Annotated in this window: 14 protein-coding genes; 5 read left to right on the top strand and 9 right to left on the bottom strand. The window is 45.3% G+C overall.

Annotated features, from left to right (window positions below):
* Window positions 1-71 precede the first annotated feature (71 nt).
* The 4 genes from ACFQ0C_RS38875 to ACFQ0C_RS38890 all read right to left on the bottom strand — a co-directional run bounded on the left by ACFQ0C_RS38875 (window position 72) and on the right by ACFQ0C_RS38890 (window position 5683).
* Window positions 72-947, bottom strand: coding sequence for a carbohydrate ABC transporter permease (locus tag ACFQ0C_RS38875; protein ID WP_379375292.1), 876 nt, complete (start codon window positions 945-947; stop codon window positions 72-74).
* A gap of 15 nt (window positions 948-962) precedes the next feature.
* Window positions 963-1931 carry an ABC transporter permease gene (locus ACFQ0C_RS38880; protein ID WP_379375294.1) on the bottom strand — a complete coding sequence of 323 codons (969 nt, stop codon included), beginning with the start codon at window positions 1929-1931 and terminating at the stop codon, window positions 963-965.
* A gap of 236 nt (window positions 1932-2167) precedes the next feature.
* Window positions 2168-4009 (bottom strand): cache domain-containing sensor histidine kinase, encoded by a 1842-nt coding sequence (locus ACFQ0C_RS38885; protein WP_379375296.1) that lies wholly within the window; start codon window positions 4007-4009, stop codon window positions 2168-2170.
* Window positions 4010-4027: 18 nt separating this feature from the next.
* Window positions 4028-5683 (bottom strand): response regulator, encoded by a 1656-nt coding sequence (locus tag ACFQ0C_RS38890; RefSeq protein WP_379375298.1) that lies wholly within the window; start codon window positions 5681-5683, stop codon window positions 4028-4030.
* 374 nt (window positions 5684-6057) lie between these two features.
* Here ACFQ0C_RS38890 and ACFQ0C_RS38895 point away from each other — a divergent pair, with 374 nt between their 5' ends.
* From ACFQ0C_RS38895 to ACFQ0C_RS38915, 5 genes are all read left to right on the top strand, one after another.
* Complete coding sequence (locus ACFQ0C_RS38895) at window positions 6058-6474, top strand: Lrp/AsnC family transcriptional regulator (RefSeq protein ID WP_379375384.1); 417 nt, start codon at window positions 6058-6060, stop codon at window positions 6472-6474.
* 120 nt (window positions 6475-6594) lie between these two features.
* Window positions 6595-7344 carry an MBL fold metallo-hydrolase gene (locus ACFQ0C_RS38900; RefSeq protein WP_379375300.1) on the top strand — a complete coding sequence of 250 codons (750 nt, stop codon included), beginning with the start codon at window positions 6595-6597 and terminating at the stop codon, window positions 7342-7344.
* A gap of 97 nt (window positions 7345-7441) precedes the next feature.
* Complete coding sequence (locus ACFQ0C_RS38905) at window positions 7442-8596, top strand: MFS transporter (protein ID WP_379375386.1); 1155 nt, start codon at window positions 7442-7444, stop codon at window positions 8594-8596.
* Window positions 8597-8687: 91 nt separating this feature from the next.
* On the top strand, window positions 8688-9530 hold the full coding sequence (locus ACFQ0C_RS38910) for a sugar phosphate isomerase/epimerase family protein (protein WP_379375302.1): 843 nt from the start codon (window positions 8688-8690) through the stop codon (window positions 9528-9530).
* 38 nt (window positions 9531-9568) lie between these two features.
* Window positions 9569-10492, top strand: a complete 924-nt coding sequence (locus ACFQ0C_RS38915) for an AEC family transporter (protein WP_379375388.1) — start codon at window positions 9569-9571, stop codon at window positions 10490-10492.
* Between the two features lie 542 nt (window positions 10493-11034).
* On the opposite strand, the gene ACFQ0C_RS38920 is transcribed toward ACFQ0C_RS38915, so the two are convergent.
* The 5 genes from ACFQ0C_RS38920 to ACFQ0C_RS38940 are packed head-to-tail and all read right to left on the bottom strand — an operon-like array spanning window position 11035 to window position 15924.
* Window positions 11035-11382: a cupin domain-containing protein gene (locus ACFQ0C_RS38920; RefSeq protein WP_379375304.1), complete on the bottom strand. Its 348-nt coding sequence runs from the start codon at window positions 11380-11382 to the stop codon at window positions 11035-11037.
* 48 nt (window positions 11383-11430) lie between these two features.
* A complete protein-coding gene (locus tag ACFQ0C_RS38925) occupies window positions 11431-12393 on the bottom strand; it encodes a Gfo/Idh/MocA family protein (RefSeq protein ID WP_379375306.1) in 963 nt (320 codons plus the stop codon).
* Window positions 12394-12432: 39 nt separating this feature from the next.
* Window positions 12433-14022, bottom strand: a complete 1590-nt coding sequence (locus ACFQ0C_RS38930) for a type 2 periplasmic-binding domain-containing protein (protein ID WP_379375308.1) — start codon at window positions 14020-14022, stop codon at window positions 12433-12435.
* A gap of 28 nt (window positions 14023-14050) precedes the next feature.
* Window positions 14051-14944: a carbohydrate ABC transporter permease gene (locus tag ACFQ0C_RS38935; protein WP_379375310.1), complete on the bottom strand. Its 894-nt coding sequence runs from the start codon at window positions 14942-14944 to the stop codon at window positions 14051-14053.
* 29 nt (window positions 14945-14973) lie between these two features.
* A complete protein-coding gene (locus ACFQ0C_RS38940; protein WP_379375312.1) occupies window positions 14974-15924 on the bottom strand; it encodes an ABC transporter permease in 951 nt (316 codons plus the stop codon).
* Between the last annotated feature and the right edge of the window lie 326 nt (window positions 15925-16250).

Below are 16250 nucleotides of genomic sequence, written 5' to 3' on the forward strand. Positions count from 1 at the left end.
AGAAAACCCTCCTAGTTTAATTTACAATCTCTGTATCATTAACCCCTCAATAACAAGGATTGAATGCTTGCTTAGCCTTTCACGGAACCTATGAGAACACCTTTTATAAAATATTTCTGCAAAAACGGATACACCAGCAAAATAGGAATCGTAGAAGCAATAACTGTAGCTGCACGTACACCTTCAGGTGAAACATTCATTAAATCGTCTACGCTTTTGTTCAGAGCCGAAGAGGAATCCGCATCCATCACAATATCCCGTAGGTACAGCTGTAAAGGCTTTAAAGAGGCATCGCTTATATAGAGCATCGGATTGAAAAAGTCGTTCCAGAAGTAAACCGCGTAAAACAACCCAATCGTCGCAAGTACCGGTCCGCTGAGCGGAAGAATGATCCGGAACAAAATAGTGTAGGTTTTGGCACCGTCCATTTTGGCTGAGTCCTCAAGCGCCTCCGGCAAGCTCTCATAGTAGCTTTTAATAACCAATAAATTGAAAACACTGATCATCGCAGGTAAAATAAGCGACCATAAGCTGTTGATCAAATTCAAGTTGCGCATCAGCAAGTAATTCGGAATAATGCCCCCATTAAACATCATCGTAAAAACGAATAGCACCATAATAAAGCTAATGCCTGGGAGATGCCTTTTCGACAAAGGGTAAGCTGTAACCGCTGTCAATAAGATCGAGATCAGCGTCCCTACGACTGTGATTCCAACAGAAACCATAAAAGAGCGAATAAATTGGGCGGATGTGACCACATATTCCATTGTGTGCAGCTGAAAGCCTACTGGAAATATACCTACCTTGCCTGAGACAACAGCCCATTCCTCACTGATCGATTTCGAAAGCACATTGGCAAACGGAAGCAGTGTGGACACCGCCATAAGCAGGAGAAATGTATAAGCACATACATCCAAGCTCAGGTCAGCTATTGATTTTCTACGCATCGTTCCCGCCTCCTTTTACCATATACTTCGATTAAGCAGTTTTTTACTGAGCATATTGCCAAAAATAATGAGTAGAAAACCAACCACTGAGTTAAATAATCCTACTGCTGTGCTGAAGCTGTAATCCATTTTGCCAAGCCCCATGCGGTATACATAGGTCCCGATTACATCCCCCGTCTGATACACCACCGGATTGTACAGTGTCAGTATTTGCTCGGTTCCAGCATCCAACAGATGGCCTATACGTAAAATGAACATTAGTACGATGGTAGGCAAGATGCCTGGCAGCGTGATGTAAAACATCTGCTTAATGCGCCCCGCTCCGTCAATGGCTGCCGCTTCGTACTGCTCCTGCTCAATACCCGCAATAGCTGCAATAAAGATGATAGCGTTCCAGCCTACTTCCTTCCACCCTGCAGTGAAAACGACAACACTTCGGAAAAATCCATTATCCAGCAGGAACGAAATCGGCTCCGCCCCAAACCATTGTATGAGCTGATTGAGCAAACCGCCTGAAGGAGACAAAATGTTGATGAACAAGCCCGAAATAATTACCCAAGACAAGAAATGGGGCAAGTAGATGATGGTTTGTACGGTTCGTTTGAAAAACATTCTGCGTACTTCATTTAATAGCAGCGCGACAGCGATTGGGATAGGAAACAACAAAATAATTTTGTAAAAGCTAATCAATAACGTGTTGCTGAACACTTGCATGAATTCATCGGAGTGGACCAGCTTCTGGAATTGCTCCAGGCCTACCCATTTACTCCCCGCTATACCGTCAAAAATGTTAAAGTCTTGAAAGGCGATCAAAACCCCATACATCGGCGTGTATTTGAAAAGCAGTAAAAAAAGCAAACCAGGCACCAACAAAACATACATGTCCAAATTGCTGCGAAACAGCTTCCAACGGCTGTCCCGTTTGACGGCAAGCTCAGGGCTGATCTCTTTACTCTCTAAGTTTGCAGTCGTTGTTGTATTCATGATTGTTGTCACCTCCCTGTGCTTGTAATGTCATTATATCGGGTTTGAAAAACGCTCAGTAGAGGGTAAAGCTATGATTTCTGGTTTAATCCTACTGCCTTTTGTCGAAAACTAATCAATAATACACAAATGGCACCCTTATTCCCGGGCATAAGCGGGGTTAAGAGCGCCATTTTCTTATAAGATCTAATAATTGCTTACCTAGTGTGGGCTTATTATCCTTAAGAATTCATCGGCTACGACACCTGCTCCTCACGAATAATCTGCAAGCGGACGGTAACTGTCGTGCCTTGTTCTGGTGCGGATCGGATGGACAATCCGTAGCCCTCTCCCGAGTATAGCCTGATGCGTTCATTTACATTGTACAAACCATAAGAGCTGCCTGAACTGTCGAAGGAGCTTTCTGGCCGTGGCTCACTAAGCAGCTTCCTTGCAATCTCCTCCTCCATTCCGGCTCCGTCATCGGAGACGGACAGCACAAGCTCCTCTCCATCCTGATGAGCCGCAATTCGAATATGGCCGCTTTTAGCTTTGGATTTACGAATTCCATGCAGCAGCGCATTTTCCACAATAGGCTGAAGGGTCAGCTTGGGCATGTAATGTTTATGAATTGCCGGGTCTGACTCAACCGTAAATTCAAAGCTTTCGGGAAACCGGCTTTGCTGGATTTCCAAATATACTTTGGCTAAGTTCAATTCATCCTCTACACTGACGTTGTCACGGCCTTTGTTTAAGCTAAGCCTGAAGTATTTGGCCAGTGCATCGATCATTTGGCTAATATCATGCGCATTGCGTCCTATAGCAATCCAGTTGATCGTATCGAGCGTATTGTATAGAAAATGCGGATTTATTTGAGCTTGCAAGGCGCGAAGCTGAGCTTCCCGCTCCAGCACCTTCGTCTTGTAAGTTTCTTCCATCAGATTTCTAACCTTATCGATTAAATGATCAACGCTCCGTTCCAGAACATTAATATGACCATCGGATGCTGCATTGCGGTCATCCAGACTTTCCAAGCCTTCCTTATGAATAGTTCGAATGACAAGCTGAACGCGTCGGTTCATGCCGCGTATGATAAAAGCCAACAGAACGAAAACCAGCAAGAGGAACATAATCGACACCCCAAGCAATGTCGCGACACTGGAAAACCGATTCAGCGTAACGGCCTGACGAGATATTTCTGCTGCCGGCACCTCAGCCACCAGCTTCCAGCCTGTGGATTGTATGGTTGTGAATACCGCATATTTGGCATCGTCACCTTCGGCTATTTTAATTATGCCCTCGTCCATTTCTGTAATCGACTTCCTTAGATCAGCGCTCAGGACCGGCTTGCCAAGCAAAGATTGATCCGCATGCGATACAGCTATTCCAGCGGAGTCAACCATATAAATAACCTGCTGCTTGGATAATTCTACAGCATCAAGTATCGTTCTTACGGTTTGCTCTGTCATATCGATGACGAGCACGCCCGTCATCTGGTCGAATTTCTGAGCATTGCGAATCATCCGGGCTGTGGAAAGCACATAAGCGCTGCCCCTGTCGATATAATTCTCCTGATAAGCTCCTACCCATACGATTGAACCGCCGGCTTCAATGACACTATTGTACCAAGGCCGACTTTTCAAGCTGTCCATTGGAAAGAAATTAATCAATTCTCCAGCATAAATTCTGGACTTATCCACAAACAGCCTGACGCGAAACACGTTGCCATTCGTCTCTGCCGTATCCATCATATAACGCAAATCCTTCAGCACAACAAGCTGTTGACCGATAGGTGCCGTCGCCTCAGATTGATCCAAATACTTATATAGATTAGGATTCATAAAAATGGAATTGGACGTATCACGCACACGTTCAAATTGATAGGTCAGATTGATCCCTGTTTGCTTCATCGTCTGCAGCATGGAGCGGGTTACTTCCTTCTCCAATATTACGGAAGAACGCTCGTAATAAAAATACAGGAGGAAAGATGCTGGCAGTAAAATCAATAGAACATAGCATAGCAGCCAGGTTCTGGCGGCCGCCAGCTCTTTTAGCAGCAATAACGAATAGCGGGCACCCTTATGGAGCATGGATTTCATCCGACGAGCTTCCCCCCTTTATAGAACCTGTTCACGGTAGGCGCTGGGCGTAAAGCCGGTAACCTTCTTAAACAGCTTGCTGAAGTGGCTGGGATCCGAGTAACCGACAGCATAGCAAACCTCATATAATTTGACTGTTGTATCCCGAAGCAGTTCCTTGGCTTTCTCTATCCGAACTTTGGTTAAATATTCGTAGACCGTATCTCCTGTCTCTTGCTTATAGAGCAAGCTGACATAGGTAGGGCTTAAATAGACGCTTTCCGCTATATCCGAAACCGTCAAGCTATCTGCCAACCGTTCTTCAATGACTTGGCGTATACGCTCTATCACATTGCTCGATTTCCCGCTGCGCTTCTCTTGAATCCGTGAGCATACTTCTATGAGATAAGCTTCCAAGGTGAACCTCAAATCCGTTATCGTCTCCTGCTTAAACACGCGTTCCCACAAGCTAAGCTCCTTTTCTTCCAGGTCACGGCTTTGTATATTCAGCTCCAGCAACAAACGATTGGACAGCAATATCAACTGCAGGCAAACATTACGGCAGTACTTCAACCCTTCACGGCGGTTTCTTGCTAACCATTCGAATAAATCGTTGAGCTCTATCGACAGCTGATAAGGCTCCGCTGCTTTCATAACAGACAAGAAGCGTTCGCTTTGAACTTGATCAAACCTGTGCAAACCTTGCTCCTCGTGTTCGAGGCTGTCCATAGAAATGACGCGATTTTTGCCAAGGTACCACTTTTGATCCGCTGCTTCACGCGCTTGTATATACGACCATGGCAATGCCTGAAGGTTGGATACATGCTCGCCAACCCCGATGGTCACCGTGATCGAGAGCCAACGCTGCAGATTCTCCCGGATTTCTTCAGCCAGGCTGAACAGCAGATCCTCCTGAGACTCCTCCTCGTCCCCAATGCCGCCAACAGCTCCGTTATTGTTGGTATTGCGCACACGGAGTATGCCGACATATTCGCTGCTCCTGTTCTCGAATGCATACCCGCCCATGTGCCGGTCAATTAACTCCTGGCATACGTTAAGCACAGCATAGGACAACAGCTGCTTGTCCCTCTCTGAGCGTGGCTCGACTACCTCCGCGTTGTCGTCAATAGTAACCACAATGACCCAATACGATGCATCTGCCGGCAGGTCCAGCTGTAGAAACTCCATCCGGTTCCGTGCGCCACCAGGCTGGGTGATTCCGTCGCGGATCAGCGACATGAGAAACTTTTCCCGAAGTAACGGCATGCTTTGGGTCAGCTTGACCTGCATATCTGCAATCAGCATTTTTTCCTTTGCTTCGTTCTGTAATTCTCCGACGACTCGCTCAACTACCATTCTTAGCTCCTGCATATTGACAGGCTTAAATATATAATCGACAGCGTTGACCTGAAGCGCAGACTTCAAATAATCCGCATCATCATGACCGCTTACAAAAACAATTTTGATATGAGGGTACCGCTCGCGAATCTGGGCGGACATGCGTATCCCATCCATATTGATCATACGCACATCGGTCAGCACCAAATCAGGCTGGATTCGTTCAATTAGGTCCAAACCTACATCTCCATCATCAGCCTCGCCTGCGAAGTCAATATTAAAAGTATTCCAGTCGAAATAATTACGCAGACCATAACGAACGGTCGGTTCGTCATCAACGATAACAAGCTTGTACATCCAACGTCTTCCCCCTAAGCCATTTTTCATCATTATACATGAAATCGGTTTCAATGGAACAAGCAGTAGGTTGAATAATCTTATTTTTTCATTTGGCAAAACATCCCCTTAGACTCATCCCATTCTGCATACAGCACATCCTCGATCCGAGCGGCCCCCTGCTCCTGAAGAGCTTCCAGCAACCACTTCATGCTGTGACCGGTATGGTCCAGCCGTTTCTTACCCCTTTCGGATGATTGGTCTTTTTTACCCGAACAGGCAGCATAACGAAACCATGGCGATTCTAACTTTACTTGTTGTATAGGCTGCGGTACAAAGCTTATAATTTCTATGACTCAATGGTTTAACAATACAGAAAAAGGATGCGCTGAATGATGGAATTAGATCAAACAGACCGGGAAATTATTGAAATTCTGAGGAAGAACTCCCGGATTCAATGGCGGGATCTTGGGGAACAAGTATTTCTGACCGGGCAAGCCGTAGGCAATAGAATCAAACGCTTGGAGGAAGCCGGAGTTATTCAAGCTTACACCCTTGAGGTGGATGAAGCTAAAATAGGAAAGCCTTTAGTTGCGATTGTAACCATATTTATGAAAAGCAATAACCACAATGAATTTCGCAGCTTTCTCGAAACTCAATCCGCTGTTACAGAAGCCCATCGGATCACTGGCGAAGGCTGCTACTCGCTCAAAGTACGCACTGCCAACCAAGAGGAGCTCAATGATTTTCTTGATAAAGTGCTTCAATACGCTAATTATAAGATCAATCTATCCCTTGGTAAAATCATTTAACTAACCAATTGTTTCATCGTGAAAGTTTGTCGCTAGTATCCCTTTCATCAGCAGCTTTTCTTCATCTTCATCAGGAGCTACAATTAGTAAATAATTACGCTTTTAGAGGAGCTGCAAACTATGAACATTCAACTCGTGCGTCACAGTACCTTATTCATTCAGTACGCCGGATATAAACTGCTAATCGATCCTATGCTCAGCCCAGCCGGGGCGATGGCAGCTGTTCCAAACACAGCCAATACACTTTCCAACCCCCTCGTCAATTTAAAGATCAACATTGAAGAATTGCTCAAGGCTGACGCCGTACTCCTAACCCATACACATCGAGATCATTTCGACAGTGTTGCGGCTGAGCTCTTGCGTAAAGATATAGCTTTCCTGTGCCAGCCGCAGGATGTGGAGACGATACGCTCGCAGGGCTTTCAAGAGGTTACGCCGATTGAGGATGAATTTGTATGGAATGGCATCCGCATCACACGGACTACCGGTCAGCATGGGGTTGGCGAAATCGGTAGGCTTATGGGACCTGTTTCAGGCTTTGTTCTTCAGGCCCCAAACGAGCCGACCTTATATATAGCCGGTGATACGATTTGGTGTGAGGATGTAGCGCAAGCTCTCACCAAATATCAACCTGAAGTTGCAGTCGTATTCGCGGGAGGAGCTGAATTTCTGCAAGGCGGCCCGATAACGATGACCTCAGAGGACATTCGGCAAGTATGCTTGCACAGCCCGAATACTCGTATTGTGGTTGCTCATATGGAGACATGGAACCACTGCTTCCTGAAACGACCGGAGCTAAAAGCATTTGTCGAGAAGCACCAGCTTCAGGATCAGGTCTTCATTCCAGAAGATGGAGAATCCATCCATTAAATGCTGCTTTTTATTGTTTACGCCAAGCCGAATTAATGTGATAATTAGCACCATACTTCACATTTTATTGAGGAAAGAAGCGGTTGCTTTGAAAGGTATGCTCCCATTCTTGCTTTTTTATACGGTCATTTATATGGCGAATGCGGTTTATGGAACGTTCATTCCAGTTTACTTCCAATCCATCGGCGCAACCTCCACACAAATAGGGCTGCTGCTAAGTCTGGGACCTTTGGTCGCGGTCTTGGCACAGCCTGTTTGGGGTTCAATCGGAGATCGGGCCCGGACAAAAAATTCCGTGCTTCGCGTACTCATCATTGGCACAGGGGTAGTTATTCTACTCTTCCCGATATCAACGGAATATTATTATTTGTTAATAATGGTATGCTTGTTTACCTTCTTCCAAACTTCAATCGCCCCTTTAAGCGATGCTATTACCTTAGAAGAGCTCGACAAGCAGAAACGCTGGTCTTTTGGTCCGATCCGGTTAGGCGGAACTATCGGATTCGCTATTATGTCTCTCTTGTTCGGCTGGATTGCCAAAAGCCACATCCATTCTTTATTTGTCGTCTATGCTATTATTATGTTCATCAGTGTCCTTCTGCTTTCCAAATTCCCCGCTACTACAGGCTATCAATCATCAGGCAAAAAGATAAATATCGGAGTCTTATTCCGAAATCGCAAGCTCATGATCTACATGGGCATTAATCTGGTCCTACAAATTACGTTGGGCTATTATTATACGTTCTTCCCTGTCTATTTTCACAATATGGGAGGAAACAGCTTTCTATTGGGCTGGTCGATGGTCATTTCCGCCATAAGCGAAATTCCTTTTCTGCTCTATTCAGGGCGAATTATGAAGCGCGTTCGAATCACACATATTTTGCTTGTTGCCAGTATAGCCACTGCCCTGCGCTGGTTTGCCTTCTCCTTAACCGACAATCCCTATTGGGTACTCCCCGCTCAAGTGCTGCATGGATTGATTTTTATCGTGCTGTCGGTCACTATGGCTATGTACATAAATCAAGAGGTTCCGAAGGAACTGAAAGCCAGCGGCCAGACGTTAAACGCACTGCTTAGCGCAGGTATCGCCCGTATTATTGGCAGCTTTGGCGGAGGGATTGCGAGTGATGCCTTCGGTATGAAAAATATTTTTTATTACAATGGATGGATTGCCGCAGCTTGCACGGTCTGTATTATATGGCTGAGCTTTTATGAAAAGGGAGCGCAACGCAAAGCTAATACATTAGGATAGGATCGACTACGTTCCTGGAAAATAGTATGATGTCATTAGAAATGAGAGATCAACAAACTTTAACATTAAGACAAGGCGAGGAGAGAACAACATGGCATTCGGAACATTAGCTCACAAAGTCGGCACACTGCCGCTGCTGCAATTAACACAGAAATTAGGTGAGCTTGAAATTGATTTCGTACAGCTCGCTCTAACGAAGGCTATAGGCGATATTGATACGTCCTTGGGCAAGTTAAGCCCTGGCTTGGCCAACCATATTGCCGAACAATTTGACAAGCAAGGCATTCGCATTGGAGTGCTGGGCTGCTACATTAACCCGGTCCATCCTGATCCTGTACAAAGAAGGTACGAAATCGACCGCTTCAAAGAGCATCTGCGGTTTGCCCGTGAGTTTGGCACAACCATCGTTGCTACTGAAACAGGCGATCTCACAACATACCGCAATCAGGATGCTGAGAGATATGAAGAGATTGGGTGGTCGATTCTGCGCAGCACTGTTGAAGAGTTAGCCGAGGAAGCGGAGAAATGGGGCGCCTATGTAGGTCTTGAGCCTGTCTGCACACATACGCTTACCACACCTCAGAAAATGAAGCGCATCATAGATGAAGTCCCCTCCCGCAATATCGGAGTTGTACTCGATCCTTGCAACTTATTTGATCGTACGAACTTTGAGCGCCGGAAGCAGGTTGTTAACGAATCCTTCGAGCTGTTTGGAGACCGAATCGTACTGGCCCATCTTAAGGATGTTGTGACTCCATTCAACGAACGTGATGGACGTCCCAAATCCGTAAAGCCAGGTACGGGTGTGTTTGACACAGCGGGATTCCTGCAGAAGCTCTATGAGTACAAGCCATTCGTCGATGTTTCCATAGAAGATACGGATGCTCACGAGATGAATGAGGTCATTCACTATTTGAAGGGTCTTAATAAATAGCAAATGGGCGGCTTGAAAGGAAGTCCCAACCCATGATGCTGCTGCAAACCTTTCTCTCGACGATCTATCATGTCTTTCTTCCTATCTCCCTTCCTGTGATCGGCGGCGCTTTACTTAGGCGCTTCCGTGGGATGGACACAAAGCCGATATCTATGCTTGCCTTATACATATTAAGTCCTGCGCTTATATTTGTTGCCTTGTTCAATGCCCGGATATCGTGGGACGACATAACGAATACGATTTTATTTTCGATCATTAATGTTTTGGAGCTGTGGGCAATCGCTCTCCTAATCAGTAGAATGCTTGCTCTGCCGGCCGCTGAACGCGCGGGGCTAACGATGGTCTCAACCTTCACTAACAGCGTGAATTATGGTCTTCCCTTGGTTTTATTAGCTTTCGGACAAGCAGGTCTCGATAAAGCCTCCTTATATGTCATCGTTCAAATGATTATCGTCAATACGCTCGGTATATATTTCGCGGCGCGTTCCCAATTTTCTGTAAAATCCGCGCTTTTATCTATATTTAAAATGCCATCTATTTATGCGGCGGTATTGGCAACCATTGCCAAAACATTGGAGCTGCAAATCCCGGAAGCGCTATATAAAGGATTCACTCTGATGGCGGATTCGTATTCTCCAGTGGTCCTTGCGATACTGGGAGCGCAGATGGTAAGTGTTAAAAACACCGTACTTCCGACAATCTATAAAAAAGCGTTTTGGTCCGGTATTTTTATAAGGCTGATTGCAGCGCCGGCGCTCGCTTACCTCACCTTGTATTGCTTAGGTATCGAGGGCATATTGTTTTCGGTCATCCTTGTACTGGCTTCCATGCCGGCCGCAGTTAACGCCGTTCTGTTAGCCGAACAATTCAATGCGGCTCCGCAGTTCGTATCCAAGTGCATTCTCTGGACCACACTTGCCTCCTTCCTTGTATTGCCTGTAATCTTGCTGTTACTTCAATAACAGGTTAAAAAAGCTATAAAAGCGGCTGTCAAAGGAAGGGCAGCCTCTTCTTGGGTATTCTCAGCGATGCAAAGATGAATTAACTTTCCAACCCGTGCTAATCTTGGGCATCGGCGTTTAAGTTCGGTACAAAATTTGCTTTCATTCATTCCAGAGGAGACTGGGATTTTCGGGCGGCTGCCGAAAGAAAGACAATAGATGGAAATCCTCCCGTTAATCCAGCCCGGATATCGTTTGAAAGCAATCTAACTGGAAAAACTCCTGCTAATCTAGATAATAGGGCTGAAATCAGCCAAAATCCTTAGAATTAGCAGGAGAAATTCCAGTTATTGGGCTTGAAACGCTATTTTTTGGGGAAATAACGTGATATTTTCCTGATAATTACGTGGAGTTCGCCATACTACCATGCAATGACATAACCCATCTGTTCACGCGCCATCACTTATGCAACGTACAAAAAGGGCTGCCCCTGGCTGGTGCTACTTTGGGACAGCCCCGTTTGCACGTTCGCTTCTTGCTCGTACCTTTTTCACAACCCGCTTCTATTTCAATACTTCAAATACTATAGCTCTCAGCATCTCGTTGGAATCATTAAACAATTCATGTCCCCAGTGAGGCTTGTTTAGCAGAATATCCCCCGGCTTCACTTTTGTCTGCTCATCATTCACTTTCATAATGCCGTTGCCCTCAAGAATAATGTAAACTTCCTCATCTTCACGATGCCGATGAAATCCGATGGATGAACCAGGTGGAATTTCAACGTAATTAATAAATTGGATTGCCGTATCAAAATCCTCTTTCTTATAAATACTCGTATGATTGACTGTACCTATCCCGCGATGGCACTGCTCAGTAACTAATTGAGCTTCCAGAAAATTACGGTTGAACATGGACATCATCCCTCCTATTTATGCTTTGCCGTACTATTGTACAGTGGTTTATGAAGTGATTTGCACTCTTTGCTGAAGATCATGCGATTGGTTGGCAAAATGAACGAGCGCCTCAGATTTGATGTAGTCTTCTCCGCAAGTTTCCGCATTTCTGCCTTCGCTTAAAGCCTCCAGAAAATGATGGAAGCAGGACAAGTCGGGTATACTGCTGCTGTCGACCGGAATGTTGCCTTCCCCTTTATTCAGAAACAAACGATCTTCGATCAACAGCAAGGCGCCTTCGGTCCCTTCAATACGCCAGTCTCCGCTCCAGCCTGTTTGTTGTCCTTTCTCTGTCATACTGCCAATGTAATTGACAACTACCCCATCCTCCATCTCAAGAGAGAAGTTCAGATTGACATTAGCCTGCAGCCAACTCCCGACCGGACAATAATTGAAAGCATAAATGCTCTTTGCCTCCCGCCCGGTTAAATAACGTATCAGATCAAAATGATGAATGGTTACATCCTCCAGCAGCGGATTTTTGAGAGCAAGGAAATAAGGAATATCCGTTGGATGGTAACGGCAGAAATCAATTTGAATGGTTGAGATGCTTCCGATCTCCCCTTGTTCTAGCAGCGATTTCATATGACGAATAAAGGGGAAGCAGCGATAGTTTTCTGCTATCATAAACGGGATGTTCCTCTGGCTTGCCAGCTCTACAATTCGGACGGATTCCGCGTAGTTATTAGAAATCGGCTTCTCACAAAATACAGGAAGACTATGCTCGAACGCTTGTTCATTAACTACTGAATGAAAGGCTGGAGGCGTTACGTTAATAAGGATGTCCGGCCGTTCCTTCTCTATTGCCTCTGACACAGACGTGTAGAACGGAACGGGCTCATCTGCTAACCGTGCTTGCAGCTCTACATTCACTTCCACAACCGCTAATTGAATGTGAGGGTGATCCCGGCGAATCCGCTTATACCATGAATAACCCTTGTTCCCAAGACCGACTAAAACAGCCTTCAACTTCCCCACTCCTTTTCGAACTCTCACTTTAAGCAAGTTCTATTTCTTTTTAAAATTTTCATCGTATTTCTTTTGGGCTTCCTGAATCGCTTGCTCTCCGCCTGTCTTCTTCCATTCATCTACGAATTTATCAAACTCGCTAAGCGGTCTGCGGCCAATAATAAAGTCGACATAATTTTTGATCGTCAGCTGCTCCAATTTATCGCTATTCTGGTTATATTGGGGAAGCTGGATCGTCTTCAATACATCATACTTGCCTTTACCGGTCGTTTCCGCTTTTTGACGCACTGAGACCAGACTGTTTTTGGTCATATATGGCGTTTGGAATTCGTAATCATTAAAGGATTTGCCCACAAAGGTATACTGCTGGCCGATTCCGAATTTGATTTGCTCCTCTGCCTTATCGTAAGGAGGAAGATACTCGAAGCCGCCGTCATCCGTTTTACGGTAAGTCTTGCCTAATTCTCCATATACGATTTTTTCGAAAATATCCCTATCAAACGCCGTGGATTCCGCGATTTCGATATATTTGATCATCTTATCGCGATCTTTTTCCATATGAATGCCAAATTGTGCGCCAGAGCTCGGAATCGGGCTCCCCTGGATCGTACCCAGCTTGCCTTCCGGGCCCTTGGGACCTGCGAAGCTTGCCCATTTAACATTAGGGTTCTTGTCTTTCATCGCATAATACTCCCCGCCGATGAACGCCTCTTTGGGAATAAATTTCCACCAAGAAGCAACAACTACCCCGGATTTCTCGGAAATAACTTTGTCGTCAACGTTTTTGCTTTTATTAACTATAAATTCCGGATCGATTAATTCATCCTTATACCAACGATTCAACACAGTAAGTGCTTCCTTAGCGCCTGGCAATATTTCGCCTCTTAGTATCCGTCCATTATCCTCTGTAAAAATCCCTGGATACACATCAAACGCACCGAATACGGGGGAGAAAATTTCTTCCGTTTTCCCTCCGGTTCCTGTCCAACCATAAGTATCCTTCTTTCCATTACCGTCGGGATCATCATTACGGAACTTTCTCATGGCAGCTTCCAGCTCTTCCAGCGTCTCCGGTATTTTGTTAATACCCACCTTCTGCAGCCAGTCTTCCCGGATTCCGACAACCTTGGAAGTCGGCCCCAAGGTCCAAATAATAGGCATCGAATAATTTTTTCCGTTTCTCATCGTATATTGCAGAGGGTTGTCGCCCAAATGTTTTTTCAGCCATGCCATATATTTAGGAGCGTACTTATCAATTAAATCCTTCGGTATTTCAGCAACCGCACCTTGCTCTACAAGCTTATCATACTCCGGAAAAGGAAGATCCACCCAGACGTCAGGGATTTCGCCCGATGCTACCTTCACTAACAGCTCTTCCTTGAAATTATCCTTGGAACGCGGAACTTGCTCGATTTTTACATGAAATTTATCCTCAACCACTTTGATCGCATAGCTGTCTTTAACCGTTTTATCATAGTTTTGGTTCAAATAGGTCATTTTGTAAGTACGTTGTTCAGAAGCCCCGCCCGATGAGCCAGCTTCATTGCTGCCTTGACTGCAGCCCGACGCAACTCCCGTTAATAATGCCGAGCCTAACACAACCGAAACCACACGCTTTTTTTTGCCCAAAAGTACCCCTTCTCTCTTAACTAATCTGTTATTCTTTGACTGCTCCCAGCATGATGCCCTTAACAAAATATTTTTGCGCAAACGGATAGGCTACCAGCATCGGAATGACAGAGAGCATAATGATAGTGGACTGCAGCTGCCGGCTCGAAAAGGCGTCGAATTGATTGCTCTGATACAGCATGGCATTGATTTCATCCATATTGTTATCGACAATTATTTTCCTCAATACAACCTGCAGCACCTGCTTGTTCGAATCCGTAATATAGATCAGGCTGTCAAACCACGCATTCCAGTGTCCTACCGCCACCCACAAGGCTACCGTAGCCAGAACAGGCTTTGAAAGCGGTATCACGATCTTGCGAAATATAAGAAAGTATCCAGCCCCGTCTACCTTGGCCGACTCCTGCAGGCTATCCGGTATGGACTTGAAAAAATTTCTCATGATCAATACATTGAACGCGCCAATCATATTCGGGAGAACGAGCGCCCAGACACTGTTAAACAGACCCAGCTTTTTTATAAGCAAATAATGAGGAATTAGCCCGCCACTGAACAGCATCGTAAACAGAATCAGAGCGGTGACGATCCGGTTGCCCGGTAGATCGGCCTTAGATAGCGGATACGCCAGAAGTGAGGTAAACACAAGGCTCAATATAACGCCAAGCGTTACTCTAAGCAGCGTATTCCCATAGCCCTTCCAAAGACTGTCATAATGAAAGGCAAACTTATAGCTGTCTAAAGTAAAGCCCGCTGGAAAAAGCAGTGTCCCCGTAGAGTAAACAGCGTGGGATGAACTCGTGCTTAATGAAACGACCAGTTGATTCCAGAAGGGAAATACTGTAACCAGCACTATGGTGCTCATAAGCAAGTAAAGCGCTGCTTGTGCCCATTTCTCACCCATGGTTGCCTTAATATGATTCATGTCCGTTTAACCTCCAACTGCTTGAAGCTTTACCATAAAGTATGTTCTTTACCGCCCATCGTTTTAACCGCTTTATTAACAATCACTATCAAAATCAGTGCAATCACGGATTTGAATAATCCTACCGCCGTAGAGTAGCTGTAATTGGCTTCAACTAACCCTTTCCGGTATACGTAGGTATCGATAATGTCTGACACTTCGTAAACCATAGGGTTGTACATATTGAATACTTGATCAAAGCCGGCGTCAAGAATATGAGCCATCTTAAGAATAAGCAGGATAGAAATAACCGGAATCAGCATAGGAATCGTAATATGCAAAATCCGCTTGAACCTGCCTGCGCCATCAATTATAGCTGCTTCATACAGCTGCGGATCGATACCGGCAATGGCGGCGAAATAAATAATCGAGCCCCATCCAAAGCTTTGGAAAATGTCAGTAACGATCAAAATGATTCTGAAATATCTTCGATCGGCCATATAAACCGCAGGCTCCATACCTAACAAGCTCATGAGCAGATTAAGCGGACCCTCCATGGAGAACAGGCTGATGAAAATTCCTGACAATACTACCCACGATATGAAGTGAGGCAAATAAGATACGGTTTGTACCAGCTTCTTAAACCGCATGTGAGTGACTTCGCTTAAGAGTAAGGCAAAGACAATTGGGATCGGGAATCCGAACAGCAGCTTGTAGAAGCTGATGACAAGCGTATTCTTCAAGACATTAAAGAAATACGGATCGGCAAATGCTTTGCGGAAATGATCCAATCCGACCCAGGGGCTAGCCATGATTCCTTTCAAAATAAAGAAATTTTTGAATGCCAGAACAACACCATACATCGGGATGTAATGAAATATTATAAAATACAATATCCCCGGCAGCATCATCCAATAAAGCGTCTTGTATTCATAGAACTTTCTTCTTCTCAGCCGTAGCTTAGCTGTAGCGGCTATCTTACCGGTTAGCGAGGTATCCATAGCCCATTTCCTCCTTCTATGAGTCTGTCCGACGGAAGTAAGTCCGTAAATATTTATTCATTACTGTGGTTATTGCAGGAAAGGGATGGCACTCCACCGCTCCCCCCCCCCACTAAGTGAAGATTATGCGTTGGAGAGGATTCCGAATACTTTGCGGGGACCCCGGGTCTTTAATTTACCTTGCGGTAACAACTTCATTTCAAAGGTAGGCTGCATACCCGAGCAGTCACCGAAGGTGACGACCAGGGCGGCCGTAAACTTTCCGTACCATTCCCTTATCCCTCCATAACCACATGAATAAATATTCACGAAAATCAAATCGTCGG

This window comes from Paenibacillus sp. GCM10027630 (assembly GCF_042676305.1).
Lineage (GTDB): Bacteria > Bacillota > Bacilli > Paenibacillales > NBRC-103111 > Paenibacillus_S.